The sequence below is a fragment of the Aeromonas veronii bv. veronii genome (assembly GCF_000820225.1).
In the GTDB taxonomy this organism is placed as follows: Bacteria; Pseudomonadota; Gammaproteobacteria; order Enterobacterales; family Aeromonadaceae; genus Aeromonas; species Aeromonas veronii.
This window is the reverse complement of the sequence record NZ_CDDK01000002.1, coordinates 128,860-154,536: the sequence shown is the minus strand read 5'-3', so window position 1 is coordinate 154,536 and position 25,677 is coordinate 128,860. Positions and strand designations below refer to the sequence as shown.

Genomic DNA, 25,677 nt, shown 5'->3' with positions numbered 1-25,677 from the left:
AACAAAAACGACGGGGCCAGCGTAGGAAGTAAAACTTAAGCGCGAATTAAGAGGAGAAGCACGGCGCTCGTGCGCCCCATCACAGCACGGGGCGCTCCGCGGCCCCGAAATGGATTTTTAGTTGTCTATCCATCGGATTTTGCTAGCTTGTTGAGTAGGCATTCACGAAATGCAGGTTAACCGATGGCACTGATCCAAGCCTCGATAGAGCAATTGAGAGTAGGCCACTATATCCATCTCCCCACGGGATGGACTAACCACCCGTTTATGTTCAATACCTTCAAGATCAAGGATCAGCAGCAACTCGACATTCTCCGTCATCTTGATCTCACCCTGCTGATGGTCGACCCCGACAAGAGCGATCTGCCCATCGAGCCGCTGCTGCGCGGCGATATCCCGGATGCCGGGCCTGACCTTGACGAGTTGGAAGAGCTGATTGCCTCGGGCCCGCCCCCCTTTGACGAGAAAGCCTTTCGCCGCTCCATGCGCGCCGCCGACAAAGCTTTTGGCCAATCCATGAGCGAGCTGCGCGATGCACTCGGGGCACTGAACCTCAAACCGGATGAAGGGCTGGCCAATACCGCCCAGATTGTCCGCAATGCCGCCTTCACCCTCAGTCAGCATGAAGGGCCTCTCGGGCTCCACCTTATTCGCAGCCCCCACACTGATATCCTGTTGCAACACAGCCTCAATGTGGCTTTTATTGCCATGCTGATGGCGCGCGAGCTGGGGATGAATCCCATCGAACTGGAAGAGACGGGGCTTGCGGGACTTATCCACGATATCGGTGAACTGAAGATCCCGAGCCAGATCACCCAAAAACGCGGGGATCTCAGCAAGGCCGAGCAGAACTTCCTCAATATGCATCCCCAGTACGGATTTGACATGCTGACCCAGCTCAACGCCTTTGAACCGAAAATCCGTCAGGTCGCCCATCTGCACCACGAACGGCTCGATGGCAGCGGGTATCCGCTCGGGATCAAGGGCGGGGAGATCCCGCCGCTGGCGCGATTGATCGGGCTGGTCGACTTCTACGACGAGCTGCTCCATCCCCGCAACAGCGGTAACCCGGCCGCGCCGAGTCAGGCCATCAGCCAGCTCTACAAGTTATCCCAGAAGAAGTTCGACCAGAATCTGGTCAAGTTGCTGGTCAAGGTGCTGGGGGTCTATCCGCCGGGATCACTGGTGAAACTCTCCGACGAGAGCATCGCGCTGGTGCTCTCTACCGAACCCACCATGCCCCTCAAGCCGAAGATCCTGCCCTATATCAAGGCCCAGCGGCCGGAAGCCGTCGCCATGATCGATCTGCGGGAAGATGAACGCACCATCACTGCTTTTATCAAACAGGAAGAGCTGGATGAGGGACAACGGCAGTTCTTCAACCTGACCCGCCGCTTCTGCTACTACTTTGCATTCTGAGTTATCCCCAGAAGCTGGGGATAACTCATTGGACAAACCGGAATAATTGCTCAAACCCCCATCAGAAGGTTGCCAACTGACCATGTATAAAAAACGCCCAGCCAAGGGGCCGGGCGGAGCATGCCACCTCCGTGTGGCGTATCCAGTGGATACATTCATGCTCCATCCATCAATATCAACCCGCTGCCGCTTACACAAATATCAATTTAACATGCTGATTTGATATGGTTTTATCCACTTGTTCTGGCAAACTGGCGGCCCGTTGCGCCCAGTTGGGCCAACAGAACAAGATCCTGATCACACTTATTCACGGGCTGAACATTTTTTCAGCTGGCTTATGAGGAGCGTTTTTTATGCAGTTGGTTCTCTCCTTGCTGCAACAGATGAGCGTCAGCCTGGTGATCGCCTATCTCTTCTCGAAAAGCCCGCTGCTGCGCCCGCTTGCCAACTATTCCGTGAGACTACCTCACAAGATACTGATATACATCATCTTTTCCAGCTTTTGTATCCTCGGCACCTATGTGGGCCTCGATATCGACGATGCCATCGCCAACACCCGGGCGGTCGGCGCTGTCTTGGGGGGATTATTGGGGGGGCCGCTGGTGGGCTTTCTGGTAGGGCTGACCGGCGGCCTGCACCGTTATACGCTGGGTGGATTTACCGATCTCGCCTGCGCCATCTCCACCACCTGCGAGGGGTTGCTCGGGGGCATAGTGCACTGGCGACTGATGCGCTCGGGACGAACGGATGCCCTGTTTGAACCGCGTATCGCCTTCTTTACCACCCTCTACGCCGAGATCATGCAGATGGTCATCATCCTGCTGGTGGCGACCCCGTTCGACAAATCCCTGCTGCTGGTGCGCACCATCGCCACCCCGATGATTCTCGCCAACTCCTGTGGCGCGGCGCTCTTTATCAGCATGATCCGCGACCAGCAGCGGATGTATGAGAAGTTCTCCCGGGTTTTCTCCGCCAAGGCGCTCAATATCGCCAACCGCACAGTGGGGATCATGAGTCAGGGCTTTACCCCGGAGGCGAGCAACAAGATTGCCCGCATCATTCAGGAAGAGACCGGCGTGGGGGCTGTCGCCATCACGGACACCGAGCAGATCCTCGCCTTTATCGGCACCGGCGAAGATCACCATCTGCCGGGTACCCCCATCGCGTCAGCCATCACCATGCAGGCCATCGCCCAGAACAAGGTGCTGTTTGCCGATGGCAACAGTCAACCCTATCGCTGCAGCCTCTCCTCCGCATGCCAACTGGGCTCGGTGCTGGTGATCCCGCTGCAGGGGGACAAAGGAGTGATCGGCACCATCAAGCTCTACGAGCCGAAGAAGCGGCTGTTTCTCAAGATCAACCACACCCTGGGGGAAGGGATTGCCAACCTCCTGTCACAGCAGTTGCTGGCCGGTAGGCTGGAGCAGCATCAGCGGCTGCTGGTGCAGTCCGAGTTGAAACTTATCCAGGCCCAGATCAACCCCCACTTTCTGTTCAACACCCTCAACACCATCAGTGCCATCACCCGGCGCGATCCGGACAAAGCGCGGGATCTGCTGCTGCACTTGTCACTGTTCTTTCGCAAGAACCTCAAACGCCAGAGCGGCCTTGCGACGCTGCAGGAGGAGCAGGAGCACTGCCAATCCTATCTGGAGATCGAGCTGGCTCGCTTTGGCGATCGACTGACGGTGATAAACGAGATCCCGCCCCATCTGGCCACACTGCGACTGCCCAGCTTCACCCTGCAACCGCTGATCGAGAATGCCATCAAGCACGGCATCTCGACCCTGCTGGAGCAAGGGCGCATTCGCCTTTATACCGATGAGCAACCCGCCAGCGTCACCATCCATGTGGAAGATAATGCAGGCACCTGGCAAGCACATCCCGCTGGCGACGGTTTGGGCATGACCATTGTCGATCGGCGACTGAAAAGCGCCTTTGGCGAGCGCTATGGCGTGACCATTGCCTGCGAGCCTGAGCAGTGGACCCGGGTCTCGTTCACCATCCCCAAGGAGCAACCATGATCCGCACCCTGATAGTCGATGACGAACACTATGCCCGCGAGGAGCTGAGGCAGCAGCTGGCCTGCGATCCTGCCATCGAGATCGTGGGGGAAGCGGCCAACGCCATCGAGGCGCTGCCGCTTATTCAGCGCCTCAAGCCTGATGTGGTGTTCCTCGATATCCAGATGCCCAAGCTGAGCGGCATGGAGCTGGTCGCCATGCTCGACCCCCTGCCCCGCATCGTCTTTGTCACCGCCTTTGACGAATATGCCATTCAGGCCTTTGAAGAGAACGCCTTCGACTACCTGCTCAAACCGGTGGAGCCCGCCCGGCTCGCCAAGACCCTCGCTCGCCTCAAGCAGGATATCTCCCCGCAGCCCATCGAGCGGCTGGCCCCCACCATAGAACATATTCCGGGCTATCTGCACAATCGGGTCAGGCTGCTGCCCATCGCGCAGGTGGAGTATGCCTTCTCCGATCTGGGCGGGGTCCATGTGGCCTGTCAGGGCGAGCTGTTCCACACCCAGCTCACCCTCAAATCGCTGGAAGAAAAGAGCCCGCTGCTGCGCTGCCACCGCCAGTATCTGGTCTCCCCCAACGCCATCTTCGAGATCCGGCTGCTGGATAACCAGCTGGCAGAGATTGTCACCCCGAGCGGCGCCCGGGTGCCGGTCAGTCGTCGCTATCTAAAGGAGCTCAAAGATCAGCTGGGGCTGGACTGAGCCGCAGAGTGTGCGCCTGATCACAGCCGCCGACCGCTCGGCGCGCCAAAGCGCCGCTCGGGGAGTTTCACCAGCCAGTCAGGCGCAACCGTTTTAGACTCGCTCTGCACACTAAAAAATAACAATGCAGGAGCGTAGCAATGATCTGGTTCTTCCTCTGTGTCGGCTTACTTGTGGCCGGCTACTTCATATACGGCAAATTCATCGAACGGATATTCAGCCCGAAACCCGAGCTGAAAACCCCCGCCATCACCATGGCTGACGGGGTGGACTATGTCCCGATGTCGGACAAGAAAGTCTATCTGGTTCAACTGCTCAACATCGCAGGTGTCGGCCCCATCTTCGGCCCGATCCTGGGTGCCCTCTACGGCCCGGTCGCCATGCTGTGGATCGTCTTTGGCTGCATCTTCGCCGGTGCGGTACATGACTACTTCTCCGGCATGCTGTCGGTGCGCGCCAAGGGTGCCTCGGTGCCAACCGTGGTCGGTGAGCATCTGGGCACCGCCGCCAAGCACTTCATGAACCTGTTTGCCGTGGTGCTGCTGATGCTGGTGGGCGTGGTATTTGTGCTGAGCCCGGCGGGCCTCTTGGCCAACCTCACCTCCACCGATCTGGTCTACTGGATCGTGGCAATCTTTGCCTACTACATCCTCGCGACCATAGTGCCCATCGACAAGATCATCGGTCGCTTCTACCCCATCTTCGGCGCCCTGCTGGTCTTCATGTCGGTCGGCCTCATCGTTGGCCTGATCGCTTCCGGCAAAGGCTTCTACAACACCGGGATGGACTTCTCCAACCTGCACCCGACCGAGCTGCCACTCTGGCCGCTGCTGTTCATCACCATCGCCTGTGGCGCGGTATCAGGCTTCCACGCCACCCAGTCACCGCTGATGGCGCGCTGCATGCAGAACGAAAAATCTGGCCGTTTCATCTTCTACGGTGCAATGATCGGTGAAGGGATCATCGCCCTTATCTGGTGCACCCTGGGTCTCTCCTTCTACGACAGCACCGAAGCGCTCAACGCTACCATGGCCAACGGCGGCCCGGCAGCCGTGGTACACGAAGTCTCCACCAGCCTGCTCGGCACAGTCGGCGGCATTCTGGCCATCCTCGGCGTGGTGATCCTGCCCATCACCTCCGGTGACACCGCGTTTCGCAGTGCTCGTCTGATCGTGGCGGACTTCCTGAAGATGACCCAGAAGCCGCTGGCCAAGCGTCTGCTGATCGCCATCCCCATGTTTATCCTTGGTTTTATCATCTCCAAGGCTGAATTCGGGGTGATCTGGCGCTACTTCGGCTGGGCCAACCAGACCACCGCCGTCATCATGTTGTGGGCTGCGGCTGCCTACCTCATCAAAGAGGGCAAGCTGCACTGGATCTGCACCATTCCCGCCATGTTCATGACTGCTGTGGTGATCACCTATCTGGCCAACGCCCCCATCGGGTTCGGGCTGGAGATGGGGACCTCCACCATCATCGGCCTGACTGCAACGGCGGCCATTACCGTGGCCTTCCTGATGAAGTTCCGCCAGCCGCTGGTCAGCAGTACCAGCGAAGGGTAAAAACAGCAAAGAATGCAGCGAAAGCAGCACAAAAAGGCGCCTGATGGCGCCTTTTTTAATGACAAAAAGACTAATAAGACAACTGTTGGACGGCTTCAGCTTCAATACAGCGAATAGCTTTAAGATTCCGGGCGAACTGACGATAAATGTGTGATTCTTAATTGCTTTAGTGCTTGTTGGAACCAATGATTAAGCTGTGCGTCATGCCAGTGGAGGTTATAAATGGCCCTTGATTATTTTGCACTTGGTCTGCTCGTCTTTGTCGGGCTGGTCATTTTTTATGGAGTCATCGTTATCCACGATATTCCTTACGAGATTGCCAAACATCGGAATCACCCTCATCAGGATGCCATTCACGTGGCAGGTTGGGTCAGCCTGTTTACCCTGCATGTGCTGTGGCCCTTCCTCTGGATCTGGGCAACCATCTATCGCCCCGATCGCGGCTGGGGCTTTAGCCAGCGGCTGCAAAAAGATGAAGAGGAGCTGGCGGCCCTCAAGCAGGAGTTGGCGGATCTGAAGAGCCGTATCAACACTATCGAACAGAGTGAGCAACAGGGATAAACCATGGACCTGCTACTGATCCTGACCTACACGGCGCTGTGTGTCGCCATATTCAAAATTTTCCGCATCCCGCTCAACAAGTGGACCGTCCCCACCGCAGCACTGGGTGGCGTGCTGCTCATCGGCACCCTGATCATGCTGATGAACTACAACCACCCCTACTCCGAGATGGCGCGCAACTACTACGTCTCCACCCCCATAGTGCCGCTGGTCAAGGGTCGGGTCGTTGAGGTTCCGGTGCAGGCCAACCAGCCGGTGAAAAAAGGCGACGTGCTGTTTCGCCTCGATGACGAGCCGTTCCGCCTGAAAGTGGATAGCCTCACCGCACGGGTCGAATCCAACCGCGAGCACCTCAAGTCCATCGAGGCGAGACTGCGCTCCGCCAGACTTGATCGGGATCGTGCCAGCGACCTGATGCGCCGTGGCGTGGGCAAGCAACGCGACCTCGACGTCACCCAGGCCAACGTGGATGACATCGTGGCCCAGATTGACCAGCAGAAAGCCACCCTGAACGATCTGCAAGCCCAGCTGATGGAAGCCAAGTACCAGCAGTCCCAAACCGTGGTCTATGCCCCGAGCGATGGTCATGTAGTGCAGCTGGCCCTGCGCCCCGGCATGATCGCCACCCCCTTCATGTATCGTCCGGTGATGACCTTCATCCACAAGGATGACACCGCCTACGTCGGCTGGTTCTGGCAAAACAGCATGCAGCGACTGGCGGTGGGCGATGAGGCCGAAGTGGTGATCGATGGCGTACCCGGCAAGATCTTCAAAGGCAAGGTGACAGCCGTGGTTCCGGCCATTGCCGCCGGTAACGTGCAGGCCAACGCCGGTCTGCTGGATCAAACCACGGCGGTGCGTCCGGGTCGCCTGCCGGTAGTCATCTCCATTACCGACCCCGAGTGGGCCAAGTATCAAATGATTGCCGGTGCCAGCGGGCAGGCTGCGGTCTACACCCAGTACTTCCACCATGTATCTGTGATGCGCAAGATACTGCTGCGCATGGCAAGCTGGATGAACTACATCTTCCCGTTCCATTGATCAGCAACCAAGCACCCTGCGGGCCGGCATCATGCCGGCCCGCTGTTTTTGTGGCGGCAAGCACCCTATAATGGCGCCACCCTGCGCCGTACCATGCCAAAACGCCACGCCCCCATGTTCGTTCTCAGACCCTATCAGACCGACGCCGTCAACGCCGTGATCAGCCACTTTCGCAAACACCCGGATCCCGCCGTGGTGGTGCTGCCCACCGGGGCTGGCAAGAGTCTGGTGATCGCCGAACTGGCCCGCAAGGCACGTGGTCGGGTGCTGGTGCTGGCCCACGTCAAGGAGCTGGTGGAGCAAAACCACGGCAAGTACGAGGCGTGGGGGCTCAAGGCCGACATCTTCGCCGCAGGGCTGGATCGCAAGGAGGCAAGCGCACAGGTGGTGTTTGGCTCAGTTCAGTCGGTAGCGCGCAATCTGGCTGCCTTCGACGGGGCGTTTTCGCTGCTCATCATCGACGAGTGCCACCGGGTCTCGCTCGATGACGATAGTCAATACCATCAGGTGATCGACCATCTCAAGGCTGCCAATCCGGCCCTCAAGATCCTCGGCCTCACCGCCACCCCCTATCGACTCGGGCTGGGCTGGATCTACCGGCGCCACTACCACGGCATGGTCAAGAGCCACGGCGAGCGGCTGTTTGGCGACTGCGTGTTCGAGCTGCCGCTGCGCTTCATGGTGAAAAACGGCTACCTGACGCCGCCGCGCATGGTGGATGCACCCATCGTCCACTACGACTTCAGCAAGCTGGTGCCGCGGGAGAATGGCCTCTTTAGCGAGGCAGATCTAAACGGCGAGCTCAAGCGCCAGCAGCGGGTCACCCCCCATATCCTGAGCCAGGTGCTGGAGTATGCCGCCGACCGGCAGGGGGTGATGATCTTCGCCGCCACCGTCGAGCACGCCCGCGAAATTCACGGTCTGCTTGGCGCCAGAGGCCAGCAGGCGGCCCTTATCACCGGCGAGACCCCGGGGCCGGAGCGTGATGCCCTCATCAACGCCTTCAAGGCGCGGGAGCTCAAGTTTCTGGTCAACGTGGCGGTGCTCACCACCGGCTTCGATGCCCCTCATGTCGATCTTATCGTGATGCTGCGCCCCACCGAGTCGGTCTCCCTCTATCAGCAGATCGTCGGGCGGGGCCTGCGCCTCTCGCCGGGCAAGAGCGATTGTCTGGTGCTCGACTATGCGGGCAACAACTTCAACCTGTTTGCCCCCGAAGTGGGGGAGCCTCGCCCCCACGCCGGTACCGAGCCGGTACAGGTGCCCTGCCCCGCCTGCGGTTTTGCCAACACCTTCTGGGGCAAAACCGACGAGGATGGCAAGGTGATCGAGCACTACGGTCGCCGCTGTCAGGGGCTGTTTGAAGATGACGAGGGCAACCGCGAAGAGTGTGACTACCGCTTTCGCGCCAAGATCTGCCCCGGCTGCGGCGCGGAGAACGACATCGCCGCCCGCCGCTGCCAGAGCTGCGTTCAGCTGCTGGTGGACCCTGACGACAAGCTCAAAGAGGCGCTCAATCTCAAGGATTGCATGGTGATCCGCTGCGCCGGTTTGACCCTGAGTACCGGGCACGGCAAACAGGGGGAGCGGCTGGAGGTGACCTACCACGATGAGGATGGACTGACCCTCAGCGAATACTTCGGATTTCACTCCCCGGGCGCACGGCGCTTGTTTCAACAGCACTTTGTGCGTCATCATTGGCCCGCCCCGGGGCTGGAGCCCGAATTTGCCACTCTGGCGAGCGTGATGGCCGCGCAAAGCCAGTTCCGTCATCCGGATTTTGTCATCGCCCGCAAATCGGGTCGCTTCTGGCAGATAAAAGAGAAAATTTTTGATTATGAGGGTCGCTATCGTACCGCCAACTCGATGACATGATGGCGACCGGCATACATGGCATGAATTGCGTTATCCCGTCGATCCCGCATCGGCGGGTTGAATTATCAGGGTCGGCACCACTGCCGAGCCCTTCGTCACGTTAGAGGATGTTATGCAGCGGCTGTTGATTGGTTTTTGTGCTCTCTTTTCTTCTCTGGCGGCTCACGCCGCCCCGCTGACGCCCCCTCAGGGTGGCCAGTACGCCATCATGGTGCAGGGCAATAACGGCGTCGAGTTCGCCCGCCACGCGGATCAGATGATCGCCCCCGCCTCCACCATGAAGGTGCTCACCGCGCTGGCGGCCCGCCTCGAGCTGGGTGCCGATTTCCGCTTCGCCACCGACATTCAGGCCCAGCCGGGCGCCAAACAGGGTGACACCATCAACGGCGATATCTGGATCAACTTCGTCGGCGACCCCACCCTCTCCCGCATGGATCTGCTGGCCCTGTTCAAACAGCTCGGTGTCACCAGCATCAAGGGCAATGTCTACGTCAACACCGGCGCCTACAACGGCTACGAGCGCGGCAACGGCTGGTCGTGGGGGGATCAGACCCTCTGCTTCGCAGCGCCCGTCTCCTCGGTCATCATCGACAAGAACTGCGCCTACGGCACCATCACTGCCACCCAGATTGGCAAACCGGCAGTCGGCAACGTGGCCACCGGCGTCCCCATCGGCATCGGTGCCGACAACGTGGAGGTGATGAGCTATGGCGACATGGCACGCCAGTTCTGCGCACTGGAAGTGGACATGGCCAAGGGCAACTTCTACGAGCTCAAGGGCTGCATCACCCCGAACAAGGAGCCGCAGGGTCTGCGTTTCGCCATTCACGATGTGGAAGCCTGGGGCTGGGACAACATCCGCTGGGCGATGAACCGGGCCGGCATCAAGCATGATGGCCTGCTGCGGGTCACCCACAAGGCCCCTGAAGGAGCAGAGACCCTCGGCACCCACTACTCGGTCTCCCTGCCGGTGATGCTCGCCAAGATGCTGAAGAAATCGGACAACCTCTATGCCGATACCTTCCTCAAAACCGTGGGCCGTCATTACTACAACAAGCCGGGCAGCTATCGCAGCGGCACCATGGCGGTGCGCGCCATCCTGACCAAGAACGGCATCGATCTGGGCAATGCCACCCTGGCTGACGGCTCCGGTCTCTCCGCTCACAATCTCATCAGCGCCCGTCAGATGATGTCGGTGCTGAACTTCATCCAGAAAAATGATGCCGAGCTTGGCCTGATCAAGCTGCTGCCAAGCTCCCAGGTGGATGGCACCCTGGCGTGGCGCCGCAGCGTCACCGCCCCCATGATGAAGAACAAGGTGCACGCCAAGACCGGCACCATCACCGGCACCTCCAATCTGGTGGGCTTTATCGATACCGCGGGCGGCCAGCGCAAGGCGTTCGTGATGTTCCAGCGCGGCCTGTCCCAAGATCCGGCCACCCATGAGCGCTACCGTGCCAGCAAGGCGCCGTGGCCCTGGACCGTATTCGAGAAGGGGGTGCTGGAGAGCATCTATCAACAGCAGCCTATCCAGATCGCCGATGAGAGCTGAGCCAATAGGCCCACTCGAATCACGGTATCGATAATTTCGGCTTCAAGTCGCCACGAGGCAGGGCTATGCTGTTGCCTGCCTCATATCAACGGCCATACAAAAACGGCTTAAAAAACGGAGAGAAAATATGTTTGCAGTGATTTTTGGTCGCCCGGGTTGCCCCTACTGTGTCCGTGCCGTACAGATCGCCGAGCAGCTGACCGAACAGCGCGATGACTTCAAATTCCGCTACGTGGATATCCATGCCGAAGGGATCACCAAAGAAGATCTGGCCAAGAGCGCCGGCAAGCCGGTCAATACCGTGCCGCAGATCTTCCTGGACGAGCAGCACATCGGTGGCTGCACCGATTTCGAAGCCTACGCCAAAGCGAATCTGGGTCTCTACCAGTAATGCCTGCGGGTCATCCCGAGCGGGTTGACCGCCAGAGCGTATAAAAAATCCGGCGCCATCAGGCGCCGGATTTTTGTATGGGCAACACGCACACATCATCCCCGATCAGGGAGTCACAGACTGGGCGGCAAAGCGCGCAATGATGGGGTTGTGATCCGAACTGTCGGTGGCCGGTGAACTCACCTCGACCAGGTCCAGATTGCGGTAGTAGAGGTGATCCAGCGGGCGACCGAAGGCGGTGCGGCGCAAGTCAGGCACCGGCACGGCCTCTTGCAGCCCCAGCTCGTCCACCAGTTTGCTTAACCAGAACTGACGTTTGTCGCTCCAGGTATTGAAATCACCGGCCAGGATCACCGGCCCCTGATGACGGCGCACCAGCGCAGTCAAATCGTTGAGCTGCTCGCGGAAGGTCGCCATCCCCAGCTCGAAATTGACCGCATGGATATTGATGACCATGACGCCGTCAGGATCGCCCTGCAGCGGATAGAGGCTCACCAGCCCGGATTTGGGAATGCGCAACAAAGGTTCGGGGGAGCGCACGCCACAGACGAACGCCTGCGGGGTCTTGGCCACCGTCATCACCCCGAACGAGACGCCGCCCTGGGTGAAGGCTTGCAGCTGTTGCCACTGGAAATCACCGGCGCGCAGCCAGTCGAGCATATCGGGACGGGTGGCCGACTCTTGCAGCAGCACCAGATCCTGCCCCTTGGCATAACTGTCCATCCCTTCACGCCAGTTTTTGCGCTGGCCCTTGTAGAGATTCCATACCGTCACCCCGAATTCACGGGGCAGCGCCGTGGTCGCCAACGCTACCAGCGGCGGACGCTGGCAGTCGAGTCCCGGCACAATCCCTTGAGCTGTGACCAGATGGTTCTGATCCGGCACCTCAAAACAGCCTACCAACCCCAGGGTCAGCAGGGAGGTGCCAAGAATGCGATAACTATTTTTCATTGGCTAACAACCGCCCGCCTTTGCTTTTTGTTGCGACCATCACAAACGTCATCCACGCCGACTAAGCTGATAGTCCCTGTTCCACCCAACCAGAAGGACCTTGTCTCATGGCGAAAGAACTTCGGTACAACGTGACGTTTTATGATCAACAAGGAAATTGTCATCAAGTGGAGCTGGCCACCGTCTATCAGATAAGACGGGACCCTCAATGCGATCTCTGCCTGTTTGACACCCTGCAATATGTGGGCTCGGAAGAGATGCTGGAACGCATGATACGGCAAAAAACCGGGCTTGAGCAGGAAATATCCATCATCAATGCCCGGCTGATTTAATCAGGCACTCACCGGAACCGGGCGGGATTTGCCCTGTTCGTCGATGGCGACATAGGTGAAGATCCCCTCGGTCACACAGTAACGCTGGGCATCGTTTTCCCGCAGTACCGGCTTGACCCACACCTCCAGCTTGAGCTTCATGGAGCTGCGACCGATCTTCATGCAGCGGCCGTAGCAGCAGACCACATCGCCCACCTTGACCGGACTGTGAAACGTCATGCCTTCGACGGATACGGTACAAATACGTCCTTTTGCCAGCTCCTTGGCCATAATGCCCCCACCTATATCCATCTGGGACATGATCCAGCCACCAAAAATGTCGCCATTGGGGTTGGTATCGGCTGGCATTGCCAGGGTTCTCAGCAACAACTCCCCATCGGGGTGACGTTTTGTATCTACCATCATTACCGCCTCTCTCTCATGGATGGCGGCATGATAGGGGGCGATCACCCCCTTGGCAAACCTCAATTGCCCGAGGCGGCGAGCTCGGCAAACCAGTGGGCCGGATCGGGCCAGCGATAGTTGAATCCCATCTGCTGGCAGATCAGCTGACCGTCGATGGGCTGAAATTCACCGGCAGGCTCGATAAAGACCGGCACGGGCAGCCCCTGCTGGCGCGCCGCAAAGGGGTAGAACTGCTCGCGGCGCGGATGCACAGGCGCGCTCAGGTTGAAGACATCCCCGTCCTTGCCCCGCTCCAGCAGCAGCATGCAAGCCGCCACCACATCGTCCAGATGGACCAGATTGACCGACTGGGCGCCGCCATCGAGAGTCTTGCCCGCGAGGAAACGGCCGGGATGACGATCCGGGCCATAAAGGCCGGAGGGGCGCACTATCATCACCGTCTCGAAACCGGCCGCCAGCACCGCCTGCTCCGCCGCCAGCATCCGCTCGCCACGGGCATGGCGGGGTTGGGGTTCTTCCCCCTCCTGCTGCCCTGCGCCCCACACCGAGGTAGCGCTGACAAACAGCACTCGCCGAGTGCCACTTGCTTTGGCAAGCTGGCAGGCCCTTGCCACTGCCTGCGGATAGTCATCGGTCTTGCTGGGCGGTACGCAAATAACCAGCGATTCGCAGGGGATGGGCCACGCATCCGACATATGGGCAGAAATCGTCAGCGGATGGGCATCGATCCCCTCCCCCTGCAGACGGGCCGCCTTATCGGCGCTGCTGACCGTCACCGCCACCGGCTTGCCAGCCGCCAACAGGGCTCGCGCCAGCGGCAGCCCCAGCCACCCCGCTCCCAGAATGCCGATCGTCCCCGCGATATGTTGCTCTGTCATCGTCCCTTCTCCTGCTTGACGCTATTTGCCCCGCAGCTTACCTGCCACAGTATAAAAGGGAAGCCTCTCTACTGAACTTAAAAAGCCAGTGCCTACTTTTACTTCGTTGTTCAACCTCCCATTAGAGGTTGAATGAAAACGGTCCTAATGCTTTCAATAAAGTACTTGAGGTAACGTTCGGTAAATTGCGGCCAAACCAACAACACCTAAGATTAAAATCAAAGAACACATAATATATGTGACAATAAATCCAATCTCACCCCTCTTAACTCTACACCACTCCAATTTCAATATATCTCCAGCAGGGTTAATTATTTTATCATTCATGGCATCATGATTCGGACATCTATTTTCGTTCAACGCTAACACAGCGTCATCAAGTGACTTTAACAATTCGCAATTCAACTTTTTCAATATTTTGTCAGAGTCATTCTTGTTAAGTCTTAAATGAATCATAATTTTATTCTGCAACAACAATCCATACGTATCGTAAAACTGCTGATCTAACTCCTTTCTCATGGCTTCCTCATTCTGAGCTCTGCTTCTGTCTCTTTTTTTCTGAAGAAATACGCATTTATTAAAGTTGCTAATAAAGTTAGAAACTTCAGAGCGTAAATTGTTTATCCAATCCTGTCGAAAATCAGATATTTTTGAATGCTTGGAGTTTAATTGAGAGAAAAAAGCAAACGCAGCAGTAAGCCATGCTGCGGCTAATGCAGCAGTCGCAACATATAGCGTATAAGTGTTTTGCATACTAACCTCTTTTCCAGTCTTGAATTAATTAGATAAAACAAAGCCATTAGATTTTATTAAAAGTATCCTGCCCAGCTTCTTCCAACATATCAACACCTTTCTTCACTACACATATTATGATGGTGATCAGATTGCAGAAATAGGCATCCATGACCTGCTAATAAAAAGCGGGCCAATGGCCCGCTTGGTTATATTTCACTCACACCATCCTCACACCGGCGGATGGAAATGGCTGGCCTCGCGGGTAGCCATCTCCTCGTAGATGGCCCACTTCTGCCACGCCACTTTTTGCGCCACCTGCATCAGCCGCTGCGCCTCCTCCGGATGGCTCTGGGCCAATACCCGATAACGGGTCTCCTCCTGCCGGTATTCAGCGAGGGGGATGGAGGGGCGCAGGCTGTCGAGACTGAAGGGATTCTGCCCCGCACTGCGCAAGACCGGGTTGTAGCGCATCAGCGGCCAGTGACCGGAGGCAACGGCCCGTTTTTGCTGGGTCAAACCAAACTCCATATCGATGCCGTGGGCGATACAGTGGCTGTAGGCGATGATAAGCGACGGGCCCGGATAGGCTTCGGCCTCACGCAAGGCCTGCAGCGCCTGCTGCGGGTTGGCACCAAAGGCGATGCGGGCAACATAGACGTTGCCGTAGGAGATGGCCTGCAACGCCACATCCTTCTTGGCCAGCGTCTTGCCTCCCGCCGCGAACTTGGCGACGGCGCCGAGCGGGGTCGATTTTGACATCTGGCCGCCGGTGTTGGAGTAGACCTCGGTATCCATCACCAGCACGTTCACATCGCGGCCGGAAGCGAGCACATGATCGAGCCCCGATGAGCCGATGTCATAGGCCCAGCCATCGCCGCCGATGATCCAGACCGAGCGGCGCACCAGCTGATCAATCAAGGAGAGCAGCTCGCGGGCCTTGCCGGATTTCACCTCCTCCAGCCGCTCGCGCACTTGCGCCACCCGGGTGCGCTGGGCGCGGATCTCCGACTCCAGCCGTTGCGGGGCGTTGATAAGCGACTCGACCAATGCCTCACCCAGTTCCCCTTTCATCGCTTCGAGGGCCGCCACCGCCTGACCGTGGTGCTGATCGGCGGTGAGACGAAAACCAAAGCCAAACTCGGCGTTGTCCTCAAACAGGGAGTTCGACCAGGCAGGCCCCTTCCCTTCGCCGTTCTTGGCCCACGGCGTAGTCGGCAGGTTGCCGCCGTAGATGGAGGAGCAACCGGTGGCGTTGGCCACCAGCATGCGATCGCCAAACAGCTGGGTCAGCAGCTTGAGATACGGAGTCTCGCCGCAGCCCGCGCAGGCACCTGAGAACTCGAACAGGGGTTCGAGGAACTGGGTGCCGCGCACCGTGGAGAAATCCACCCGCTCGCGGGCAGGCCAAGGCAGGCTCTCGAACCAGCGCAGCGCCTGTTTCTGGCCAGCCAGATGGGGCGCCTTGTCCATCATGGCGATGGCGCGCTCGCCTTCATGGCTTTCATCCGCCCCAGCCCGCACCGGGCAGGCCTGCACGCACTGGCCGCAGCCGGTGCAATCTTCCGGATAGAGCTGCAATGTGTAGCGGCTGTCGGGGAAGCCCTTGGCTGTGACGGGCACCGACTGGGCTGCCTCGGGGGCGGTTGCCAGCCAGTCCTGATGGTAGAACTTGGCCCGCAGCGCCGCGTGGGGGCAGACAAAAACGCAGTTGCCGCACTGAATGCAGATATCGGAGTGCCAGATCGGGATCTCGCGGGCGATATCCCGCTTCTCGAAGCGGCTGGTGGCAGTGGGGTAAGTGCCATCCACCGGCAGCATGGAGACAGGGATCAGATCGCCGCGCCCCGCCAGCATCTCGCCAGTGACCCGCTGGACAAACTCGCTGCCGCCCGGTGCCAGTGGCAGCGGATAGTCGCTGATCTGCTCCTCACCGGCCGGGATGACCACCTGATGCAGATGGGCCAGGGTGTCATCCACCGCCGCGAAGTTGCGCTCGACCACCTCGGGCCCCTTGCGGGCATAACTCTTCTCGATGCTCTCCTTGATAAGGGCAATGGCCTCGTCCCGCGGCAACACCCCGGCCAGGGCGAAGAAGCAGGTCTGCATGATGGTGTTGATGCGATTGCCCATGCCGTTTTGCTCGGCCACCCGATCCCCATCGATGCAGTAGAGCTGGATATTGAGGGCGCGAACACGGGCGCGCAGCCGCTCGGGTAGCTGGCCCCACACCTTGTCCGCCTCATAGGGAGCATTTAGCAGCAGGGTCGCCCCTTCTGCGGCGTGTTCCAGCAGATCCACCGACTCGACAAAGCCCCACTGGTGGCAGCCAATAAAGCTCGCCTGCTCGATAAGCCAGGGGGCGTCGATGAGCTCGGGGCCAAAGCGCAGGTGGGAGACGGTGCGCGAGCCCGACTTTTTAGAGTCGTAGACGAAGTAGCCCTGGGCGTGGAAGCCCTCCAGCTCGCCGATGATCTTGATGCTGTTCTTGTTGGCGCCGACTGTGCCATCAGCGCCGAGGCCGAAGAAGAGCGCCCGCACCCGGCTGGCGGGCTCCAGATCGCCGATGGGGTGCCAGGCCAGACTGAGGCCCGATACGTCGTCCACTATCCCCACGGTAAAGCGGGGGCGCGGCGCATCGGATGCCAGCTCCTCGAACACCGCCGCGCACATGGCGGGGGTGAATTCTTTGGAAGAGAGGCCGTAACGGCCGCCGCTCAGCCAGGGCAGCCGCTTGATAAGGCCGCGTTGCAAGCCGTCGATAAGGGCACTCTGCACATCCAGCAGCAGCGGCTCGCCGCCCGCCCCCGGCTCCTTGGTGCGATCCAGCACGGCGATGCGCCGCACGCTCTGCGGTAGCGCATCGAGCAGCGCCTGTACCGGGAAGGGGCGATAGAGGCGAATGACCAGCACCCCGGTCTTGCGATCCTGTTGGTTGAGCCAATCCACTGTGGTGCGGGCGGTAGCCGCCCCCGAGCCCATCAGCACGATGACGTCGGTGGCATCAGGCGCGCCGTGGTACTCCACCAGCCGGTAGTGGCGGCCGGTCAGCTCGCCGAGATTGTCCATGCACTGCTGCACCCGCGCCGGTACCGCTTCGTAGAAGGGGTTGACGCTCTCGCGGGACTGGAAATAGGTATCCGGGTTCTGGGCGGTGCCGCGCATCACCGGATGATCCGGGTTGAGCGCCCGCGCACGGTGAGCCCGCACCCAGTCGTTGTCGATAAGGGCGCGAATTTCATCCCGATGCAGCGCGGTGATCTTGTTCACCTCGTGGGAGGTGCGAAAGCCGTCGAAGAAGTGGATAAAGGGCACCCGGCACTGCAGGGTGACGCTATGGGCAACCAAGGCCAGGTCCTGCGCCTCCTGCACCGAGCCGGAGGCAAGCATGGCAAAGCCGGTGCTGCGCGCCGCCATCACATCCTGATGGTCGCCAAAAATCGACAGCCCCTGCGCCGCCAGCGAGCGAGCCGCCACATGGAACACCGCCGAGGTCAGCTCACCGGCAATCTTGTACATGTTGGGCAGCATCAGCATCAGCCCCTGACTGGCGGTGAAGGTGGTGGCGAGCGCCCCCGCCTGCAAGGCGCCGTGTACCGTGCCGGCCGCCCCCCCTTCGCTCTGCATCTCCACTACGGTGGGAATGTTGCCCCACAGGTTGGTCTGCCCCTCCGCCGCCCAGGCGTCGGCCAGTTCGGCCATGGTCGAGCTCGGGGTAATGGGATAGATGGCACACACTTCACTCAGCTGGTACGCCACCCGGGCCGCGGCTTCGTTGCCGTCGACCATGATCAGTTCATGTTTCATTGGGACTCCTCCGGTTGGCGCAGCTCGATGGCGTGACAAGGGCACTGGTCATAGCAGGCACCGCAGCCGGTGCAGCGCGCCGCATCCACCTGATAGCCCTTGCCCGGCCCCAGCTTGGCGATGGCCTGCTCGGGGCAACTACCGTAGCAGCCGTCGCACTCGAAGCAGTTGCCGCAGGAGTAGCAGCGCGCCGCCTCGTAGCGGGCGGCCACCTCATCCAGCCCGCCGATGATCTCGCCAAAGTCATCCCGCGCCCACGCCGGTTTGACCGGCTGACTGCTGGCGGGCGCGTGGGTCTGGAACCAGAGTTGCAACTGCTCTGGCCCCACCAGCGGGTAGGAGAGCGGCTTGTGGTAGTGGCGACCGCGCAGCCAGGCATCCATATGGCGCGCCGCCTTCTTGCCATGGCCGGTGGCGATGGTGACGGTGCGCTCGGAGGGCACCATGTCGCCGCCCGCAAACAGACCCGGCACATCCGTCATCAGGTTGCCCGCCACCTGTACGACCCCTTCCTTGTTGACCCGCACGCCGGGAATGCTCTCCAGCACCGAGAGGTCGACCTCCTGACCGAGCGCCAGAATAAGGGAATCCGCTTCGAGGGTTTCAAACTTGCCGGTGGGCACCGGCTTGCCCTCGGCATCCAGCGTCATCACCTCCACCTCGATATTGGCGTTGTCGAGCTGGCGGATGCTGCGCAGCCAGTTGATCTTGATCCCCTCCTCCTCGGCCTCGTCGGCTTCGAAGGCGTGGGCCGGCATATGGTCCCGGTCGCGGCGGTAGATGATCATCGCCTCTTCCACACCCAAACGGCGGGCGGTACGGGCCGCATCCATGGCGGTATTGCCACCCCCATAAATCGCTACCCGCCGCCCCAGTTTGGGCGGCGGCAAGCCTTGCTCTTCGGCCAGACTGGCCTGTTCGAGGAAGCTCACCGCATCGAGGATCTTGCCCGCCTCCCGGGCCGGAATATCGACCCGCTTGGCCAGATGGGCGCCGATGGCCATAAAGACGGCGTCAAAGCCCCCCTCGTCACGCTCGCGCAGCACATCCTCCACCTTGTGGTTGAGGGTCAGGGTCACTCCGGCCGCCACGATGCGGGCCACCTCCCGATCCAGCACATCGCGGGGCAGACGGTAAGCGGGAATACCAAAGCGCAGCATGCCGCCAGCAAGCGGCCCCGCTTCGCGGATCTCCACCTGATGGCCGAGCCGGTTGAGGTGCCAGGCGCAGGAGAGACCGGAGGGGCCAGCGCCAATTACCAGCACCTTCTTGCCGCTGGCAGGGGCAGGTGGCGCAGGCTGCCAGCCACGGGCCAGCGCCTCGTCGCCGAGGAAACGCTCGATGGCATGGATGGAGACGGATTCATCCACCTGCCCGCGGTTGCAGGCACTCTCGCAGGGGTGATAGCAGACCCGGCCATGAATGGCGGGCAAGGGGTTCTCTTCGATCAGGGTCTGCCAGGCCGCCTCAAAACGGCCGGCCTGCGCCAAAGAGAGCCAGGCCTGGATATTTTCTCCGGCCGGGCAGGCGTGATTGCAGGGTGGCAGGGCCGGCCGCCAAACGGGTAGCCGGGTACGCACCGGGCCTGTTCCCGTTTTCAGGGAGAGATCCGGCAATGCGGTCATGTCCAGTTGTTTGCTCATACATTGCTTTCTTCTTTTTGTGTGACAGGCCCCACCCGATGGCGCTTGATACCGTGTAGCCGAGGCGGACGGTGGCCGGATGGGGAAGAAGCGAAAGCGTTAGAAACTGGGAACTGAGTCGATAATGGCCGCTTTTTTGTACTGATTAGCGAATCAGGATCAAAAAATGTTGCACTTTATGGTTCATAGAGACCAGAACGTGACTCAAGTAACATCTTCTCCAGCTGACCGCTGGCTTTCAGTTTGGCGAGCCCCCGATTGAAGGTTTTGATCAATTCGTCAGCGTTGGCACGCTTGCGGCTGATCAACAGGTGACCTTCAACTTTCATCACGGGTTTTGAATGGGTTGCAAAGAGATCGACCGTGCTGGCCGGGTAGAACTGACGCAGGGAGTAGTAGCCGACATCTATGTTCTCCAGCGTCAGGTCGGCGCGGCCGGAGAGCAGCAGATCGAAACTCTGGCGCAGCCGGGTGACGAACTGCACCTGCAGCGGCACCTGCGCGATGGCTGCAAAAAAATCTGCATTGTAGGTATAGCCACTGACCGCAGCCAGCTTGCGATCCGCCAGATCCTGATAGCCACGCCATTCCAGCGGATCTGACTTGAGATAGAACCAGACGTAGGTTTCGCTCAGGATGGGATCGCTGTAGAGATGGGTTTTGCGCCGCTCGCTCGACTCATACCAGTGGACAGTGCCATCCACCACTCCCTCCTCCGACAAGTGAAAGGCCCGCTTCCAGGGCAGAAACTGGAACTTGACGCTCACCCCTTCACTCCTGAATGCCTCGCTCACCACATGGGGGATAAGCCCCTGATATTTCAGCGTCTCGGAGCAGTAAGGGGGATACTCTCCCGTGGTCAGGGTCAGCTCCTGCGCCCAGAGCCCGTGGCAAAAAAGGCTCCCCGCCAGCAACCAGCTTATTTTCATCCCGATGCCCTCTTGTTCTGTTTTCCCAACTATAGACCGCCCCCTTGAAAGGATTGCCGGATCGTCGGGGAACCGTTATGTTCCCCTTTTTCCAGGCGATCGCGCCGCGTCACAAGGATATGAAGATGCCCAGGCTAGACAGCATTCACCTCTACCCCATCAAATCGACTGCAGGTATGCCGCTGGCTCGCGCCCGCGTGACCGAAGAGGGACTGGCAGGGGATCGCCGCTACATGGTGGTCAAACCGGACGGCACCTTTATCACCGCCCGTACCCATCCCCAGCTGCAACAGGTCGTGGCCACCCCCATCGAAGGAGGCTTGCAACTGCGCTATCCGGGCTTTGAACCGCTCACCCTGCAAGAGGTCGACTTCAGCCGCGCCCCGCAAGCGACCGGAGTCTGGAGCGACCGTTTCACCGCCCTGCACACCGACCCCAAAGCCGATGGCTGGCTAAGCCGGGTGGCAGGGGAGACGGTGCAACTGCTCTGGCTGGGTGAAACCTCTGATCGCTTTCGCGAGAAGACCGGCACCCGGGTCAGCTTTGCCGACGGTTATCCGCTGCTGCTGATAAGCCAGGCCTCTCTGGAGGATCTCAATCTGCGCTCCGATGCGCTGCACCAGATGAGCCAGTTCCGCACCAATCTGGTGGCAAGCAACACCCAGCCCTTCGAGGAGGACAGCTGGGTACGCATCCGCATCGGCGAGGTGGAATTCAAGGTGGTCAAGCCCTGCAGCCGCTGCATCATGACCACGGTGGAAGCGGGCACCGATCGTTTCAACGCACTGAAAGAGCCGCTGGCCACCCTCACCCGCTACCGCCGTGGCGAGGATGGCGAGGTCTACTTCGGCCAGAATCTGGTGGCGCTGAACGAGGGATGGATTGAGGCAGGCAGCGAGATCGAAGTACTGGAGCGCACCCGTCCGGTGGTCTATCCCGCCGCCGCACCGAAGAAGCGGGAGCTGGTCTGCGTGGCCCGCGAACCACTGGCACGGGATCTGGAGACCTTCTGGTTAGAAGCAGCCGATGGCGAGCCCCTGCCCGACTACCTGCCGGGCCAGCATCTGCCCATCAGTCTCGATATCAAAAATGAACGGATCCAGCGGCGCTATACCCTGAGCTCCACACCGGATCACCCGGAGCGTTACAGCATCAGCGTCAAGAAGGTGGAGGGTGGCCGCATCTCCCACTGGCTGCACCAGCAGTTGCAGGTGGGCGACCGGCTGCTGGCCGCCAACCCCGCTGGTGAGTTTCACTTAGGGTCCGAGCGCAACCTCCTGTTGCTCTCCGCAGGCTCCGGCGTCACCCCCATGCTGGCGATAGCCCGCACCCTGGCGCTACGCGGGGAGCTGGAAGAGGTTCACTTTATGCACCTGTGCCGTAGCGAAGCGGACATTCCCGCCGCCAGCGAACTGCATGCCATGGCGCAGCAGGGGATGACCCTCACCATTATCCTGAGCCAGCCGGACAATCACTGGCAGGGGCTACAAGGGCGACTCAATGATGAGCATCTGCAACTGGTCAAAGGGTTGGCCGAAAAAGAGGTCTTTATCTGTGGCCCCCACGGCTTTATGGCCGATGCTGCCGCCAAAGTTGCGGCCCTCGGCGTTCCGGCCGCACGGATCAGACAGGAGAGTTTTGGCGGCGCCATTCTCTCGGTGGCCCGCCCCCATCAGGCGGTGCAACTGCGTATCGGCGCCCAAGCCTTTACCGGCAACAATCAGGGCACAGTGCTGGATCAGGCCAACAAGCAAGGCGTAGAGCTGCCATGGAGCTGCCGCGCCGGCATCTGCGGCAGTTGCAAACAGACGCTGATCTCGGGCGAGGTGGATCACCCCGACGCCCCCGCCATCACCGCAGCCGAGCTGGCCGAGGGCAAGATCCTTGCCTGCTGCGCCGTGCCGCTCACCGACCTTGAAATCCTATGATCGGGTGATCGGGCCGCATTAATTCACGCCAACCCAGATGACCGGGGAATTGACCCCGGTCATCTTTATCCACACTTGTTGACCTGATCCGCCCTTAATTTGTCCCCACGGCCTTCATCAGTGAGTTTCCCTTCCTATACTCTCAGAGCAAAAAGCCTTGCCAGCCATTGACTTGGCGATGCTCCATACGACACTCAGCCATAGGGAAAGGACGCCCATACCATGGAACAGAACAAGCCCGCCTTTCAGCTCAACCTGCTGCTATCCGTCATCACCCTGATCCTGCTGTCACTGGTGTTTTTCGCCTACAGCTGGGCGGGTAAACAACTGGAAGAGAGTTATCGACAACAATATGTCTCCTACCTGCTGGCCGATGAGCTGCGCCAATCCTCCGATGATCTGACCCGACTCGGGCGCACCTACGTCATCACCAAGGATCCAGCCTACGAGCAGCAGTACATGCGGATCCTGGCCATTCGCAACGGCGAGCAGCCGAGGCCGGATGGCTACAACCGTATCTACTGGGACTTTGTCGCCGCCAACGGCCAGAATCCCCGCCCCGACAGCAATGTTCGCCGTGGCCTGATCGACCTGATGAAAGATGCCGGTTTCACCGACGGCGAACTCGCCAAACTGAACGAGGCCAAAAACAACTCGGATGCGCTGGTCAACACCGAGGTCGCCGCCTTCAAGCTGGTGCAGCAGACCGATGGCGATCCGGTTGCCAACCAGCAAAAAGCCATCGCCATGATGCATGACAAGGCCTATCACCAGAACAAGGGGCGCATCATGTCCCCCATCGATGACTTCTACGTGATGATGGAGCAGCGCAACCACGAGGCAGTCGAGAGCGCCATCGCCAATACCGATATGCTGCGCTATCTCTTTATCGCCCTCGGTCTGGTGTTGATGTTCTTCCTCTGGCGCACCTATCGCTCCCTGCTCGATCTGGTGGGCACCTCGGTCGAACAGCTCAAGACCGATCTCCATATGATGGCGGAAGGGGATTTCTCGCGCCCCATCAAGGTGCCGGCAGGATCGAAAGAGAGCCTGATCGGCCTGCTCGGCGGTATGCAGACCACCCTCAAAGGGATCATCGCCAAGGTCTCCCACTCCACCGAGGAGCTGTCCCACTCTGCCGACAGCATCGCCCAGATCGCCGAGCAGACTGCCCAGTTTGCCACCGATCAGCAAACCAGCACCCAGACCATGGCCGCCGCCATCGAGGAGCTGGTGGTGAGCATCAGTCACCTCTCCGACAATGCCACCCATGCCGACGAGCTGAGCAAGGTCTCAGCCAATACCCTGGAGGAGGGCTCAGGGGTCATTAAAGAGACGCTTGGCAGCATCGAGAATATCTCCACCACAGTGGGGGATGCAGCCAGCACCATCTCCGAGCTCAACGGCCATACCCAGCAGATTTCGGAGATCATCGGGGTGATCCGCGGCATTGCCGATCAGACCAACCTGCTGGCCCTCAACGCGGCCATCGAGGCGGCGCGGGCCGGTGAACAGGGTCGCGGCTTTGCGGTGGTGGCCGACGAGGTGCGCAATCTGGCCAGCCGCTCGGCGGCGTCAACCCAACAGATCACCGGGATGATTAGCAAAATCCAGAGCGGGGCGGATGCCTCCATCCGCAGCATGGAGAACACGGTCAACAACGTCTCTCGCGGGGTCACGCTGGCCAACCAGACCGGCGAGGCGATCGCCAGCATCCAGAGCCACGCCTCCAACCTCACCGGCTTGATGGGAGAGATCAGCCACACCCTGCGCGAGCAGTCCACCGCAGCCAACGAGGTGGTCTCTACCGTCGGCAACATCACCTCTCTCTCCGAGCAATCGGGGGATGCCGCCCGCCACGTGTCCCAAGAGGCGGCCAAACTCAAGCAGCTGTCACGGGTGCTGCGCCAGGAGATGGGGCATTTCAAGCTTTAAAAAACGCTGAAAAGCAAAACGGCTGCCCGAAGGCAGCCGTTTTTTATGCGGGGTTATCCCCCGTCATTCAGTATCTATCAACCACGCAGGGCGGCGATACGCTGCTCGATGGGCGGGTGGCTCATGAACAGCTCGCTCATGGAGCGCTTGCCGTTGATGCCAAAGGCCATCATGGAGCCTTCCAGCTGCGGCTCGGCACCGCGGGAGAGGCGCTCAAGGGCGGCAATCATCTTGTCACGACCGGCCAGCTTGGCGGCACCTGCATCGGCACGGAACTCACGCTGACGGCTGAACCACATGACGATGATGGAGGCCAGAATACCGAACAGCATCTCCAGCACGAACACGGTGATCATGTAGGCAAAACCGCCGGTGCTGCTGCTCTCTTCATCATTATTCGAGCTGAAGAAGTTGCTGATGACGCCAGCCACGATCCGGGCGAAGAACATCACGAAGGTGTTCACCACCCCCTGGATCAGGGTCAGGGTCACCATGTCGCCGTTGGCCACGTGGCTCACCTCGTGGGCCAGTACCGCTTCCGCCTCGTCACGGCTCATGCTGTAGAGCAGGCCGGAGGAGACCGCCACCAGCGAATCATCGCGGCGGGCGCCGGTCGCAAAGGCGTTCATCTCGGGCGAGTCGTAGATCCCCACTTCCGGCATCTTGATACCCGCTTCGCGGGCCTGACGGGCCACAGTGCTCACCAGCCAGTGCTCGGTCTCGTTACGGGGTTGCTCGATGACCTGGACGCCATAGCTGCGCTTGGCCATCCACTTGGACATCAGCAAGGAGATAAAGGAACCCCCAAAACCGAACACGGCACAGAACACCAACAGCCCGGAAATGCTGGACTTGTTGATCCCCAAAACCGAGAACAGGATATTGAGTACCACCCCCAGCACCAGCATGACGGCCAGGTTGGTCACCAGGAATAGCATAATTCGCTTCATATAAACTCCTTGTGAAGATAAGGGACATGACCGGGGATCACTCGGGAGCCCCACCTGATCA

General features: G+C 59.9%; 20 protein-coding genes. 12 read left to right on the top strand and 8 right to left on the bottom strand.

All coding sequences use genetic code 11. From position 1 onward, the window contains the following. Nucleotides 1–183 precede the first annotated feature (183 nt). From BN1139_RS00665 to BN1139_RS00625, 9 genes are all read left to right on the top strand, one after another. Nucleotides 184–1,419, top strand: a complete 1,236-nt coding sequence (locus BN1139_RS00665) for a cyclic di-GMP phosphodiesterase (RefSeq protein ID WP_005350529.1) — start codon at nt 184–186, stop codon at nt 1,417–1,419. Nucleotides 1,420–1,772: 353 nt separating this feature from the next. Beyond that, nucleotides 1,773–3,443: a sensor histidine kinase gene (locus BN1139_RS00660; RefSeq protein ID WP_005350526.1), complete on the top strand. Its 1,671-nt coding sequence runs from the start codon at nt 1,773–1,775 to the stop codon at nt 3,441–3,443. Next, nucleotides 3,440–4,144, top strand: coding sequence for a two-component system response regulator BtsR (gene btsR / locus BN1139_RS00655; RefSeq protein WP_005350523.1), 705 nt, complete (start codon nt 3,440–3,442; stop codon nt 4,142–4,144). Before BN1139_RS00660 ends, btsR begins: the two co-directional genes overlap by 4 nt. Nucleotides 4,145–4,284: 140 nt before the next feature. Beyond that, nucleotides 4,285–5,706 carry a carbon starvation CstA family protein gene (locus tag BN1139_RS00650; protein WP_005350521.1) on the top strand — a complete coding sequence of 474 codons (1,422 nt, stop codon included), beginning with the start codon at nt 4,285–4,287 and terminating at the stop codon, nt 5,704–5,706. 222 nt (nt 5,707–5,928) lie between these two features. Continuing rightward, nucleotides 5,929–6,267, top strand: a complete 339-nt coding sequence (locus tag BN1139_RS00645) for a DUF3302 domain-containing protein (protein WP_005337862.1) — start codon at nt 5,929–5,931, stop codon at nt 6,265–6,267. A gap of 3 nt (nt 6,268–6,270) precedes the next feature. Then, nucleotides 6,271–7,308 carry an HlyD family secretion protein gene (locus BN1139_RS00640; RefSeq protein ID WP_005350515.1) on the top strand — a complete coding sequence of 346 codons (1,038 nt, stop codon included), beginning with the start codon at nt 6,271–6,273 and terminating at the stop codon, nt 7,306–7,308. Between the two features lie 114 nt (nt 7,309–7,422). Further along, complete coding sequence (gene radD / locus BN1139_RS00635; RefSeq protein ID WP_041202750.1) at nt 7,423–9,183, top strand: DNA repair helicase RadD; 1,761 nt, start codon at nt 7,423–7,425, stop codon at nt 9,181–9,183. A 112-nt stretch (nt 9,184–9,295) separates the two neighbouring features. After that, on the top strand, nt 9,296–10,735 hold the full coding sequence (gene dacB, locus BN1139_RS00630) for a D-alanyl-D-alanine carboxypeptidase/D-alanyl-D-alanine endopeptidase (protein WP_005350510.1): 1,440 nt from the start codon (nt 9,296–9,298) through the stop codon (nt 10,733–10,735). A gap of 94 nt (nt 10,736–10,829) precedes the next feature. Then, nucleotides 10,830–11,126, top strand: coding sequence for a GrxA family glutaredoxin (locus tag BN1139_RS00625; RefSeq protein ID WP_224970215.1), 297 nt, complete (start codon nt 10,830–10,832; stop codon nt 11,124–11,126). 105 nt (nt 11,127–11,231) lie between these two features. Here BN1139_RS00625 and BN1139_RS00620 read toward each other — a convergent pair whose 3' ends face one another. Further along, nucleotides 11,232–12,077 carry an endonuclease/exonuclease/phosphatase family protein gene (locus tag BN1139_RS00620; RefSeq protein ID WP_005350508.1) on the bottom strand — a complete coding sequence of 282 codons (846 nt, stop codon included), beginning with the start codon at nt 12,075–12,077 and terminating at the stop codon, nt 11,232–11,234. Nucleotides 12,078–12,184: 107 nt separating this feature from the next. Between BN1139_RS00620 and BN1139_RS00615 the strand changes: the two genes are divergently transcribed. Then, nucleotides 12,185–12,409, top strand: a complete 225-nt coding sequence (locus BN1139_RS00615; RefSeq protein ID WP_005337874.1) for a hypothetical protein — start codon at nt 12,185–12,187, stop codon at nt 12,407–12,409. On the opposite strand, the gene yciA is transcribed toward BN1139_RS00615, so the two are convergent. The 6 genes from yciA to BN1139_RS00585 all read right to left on the bottom strand — a co-directional run bounded on the left by yciA (nt 12,410) and on the right by BN1139_RS00585 (nt 20,803). Further along, nucleotides 12,410–12,814, bottom strand: coding sequence for an acyl-CoA thioester hydrolase YciA (yciA, locus tag BN1139_RS00610; protein ID WP_005337875.1), 405 nt, complete (start codon nt 12,812–12,814; stop codon nt 12,410–12,412). It lies immediately after the preceding gene. Between the two features lie 59 nt (nt 12,815–12,873). After that, nucleotides 12,874–13,692 (bottom strand): NAD-dependent epimerase/dehydratase family protein, encoded by an 819-nt coding sequence (locus BN1139_RS00605; protein WP_005350506.1) that lies wholly within the window; start codon nt 13,690–13,692, stop codon nt 12,874–12,876. Nucleotides 13,693–13,845: 153 nt separating this feature from the next. Further along, entirely contained in the window at nt 13,846–14,445 is a 600-nt protein-coding gene (locus BN1139_RS21240; protein ID WP_005350504.1) for a hypothetical protein, read from the bottom strand. Nucleotides 14,446–14,655: 210 nt separating this feature from the next. Continuing rightward, on the bottom strand, nt 14,656–18,231 hold the full coding sequence (nifJ, locus tag BN1139_RS00595; protein WP_005350503.1) for a pyruvate:ferredoxin (flavodoxin) oxidoreductase: 3,576 nt from the start codon (nt 18,229–18,231) through the stop codon (nt 14,656–14,658). Continuing rightward, a complete protein-coding gene (locus BN1139_RS00590; protein WP_005350500.1) occupies nt 18,228–19,874 on the bottom strand; it encodes an NAD(P)-binding protein in 1,647 nt (548 codons plus the stop codon). The genes nifJ and BN1139_RS00590 overlap by 4 nt, the downstream gene beginning before the upstream one ends. Before the next feature lie 176 nt (nt 19,875–20,050). Beyond that, nucleotides 20,051–20,803 carry a substrate-binding periplasmic protein gene (locus tag BN1139_RS00585; protein WP_005350497.1) on the bottom strand — a complete coding sequence of 251 codons (753 nt, stop codon included), beginning with the start codon at nt 20,801–20,803 and terminating at the stop codon, nt 20,051–20,053. Nucleotides 20,804–20,928: 125 nt separating this feature from the next. Here BN1139_RS00585 and BN1139_RS00580 point away from each other — a divergent pair, with 125 nt between their 5' ends. Beyond that, nucleotides 20,929–22,731, top strand: a complete 1,803-nt coding sequence (locus BN1139_RS00580; protein WP_041202749.1) for an MOSC N-terminal beta barrel domain-containing protein — start codon at nt 20,929–20,931, stop codon at nt 22,729–22,731. A gap of 222 nt (nt 22,732–22,953) precedes the next feature. Continuing rightward, the gene (locus tag BN1139_RS00575) at nt 22,954–24,666 is read left to right on the top strand and encodes a methyl-accepting chemotaxis protein (protein ID WP_005350493.1); all 1,713 of its coding nucleotides are present in this window, start codon (nt 22,954–22,956) and stop codon (nt 24,664–24,666) included. 77 nt (nt 24,667–24,743) lie between these two features. On the opposite strand, the gene htpX is transcribed toward BN1139_RS00575, so the two are convergent. Continuing rightward, nucleotides 24,744–25,616 carry a protease HtpX gene (gene htpX / locus BN1139_RS00570; protein ID WP_005350490.1) on the bottom strand — a complete coding sequence of 291 codons (873 nt, stop codon included), beginning with the start codon at nt 25,614–25,616 and terminating at the stop codon, nt 24,744–24,746. Between the last annotated feature and the right edge of the window lie 61 nt (nt 25,617–25,677).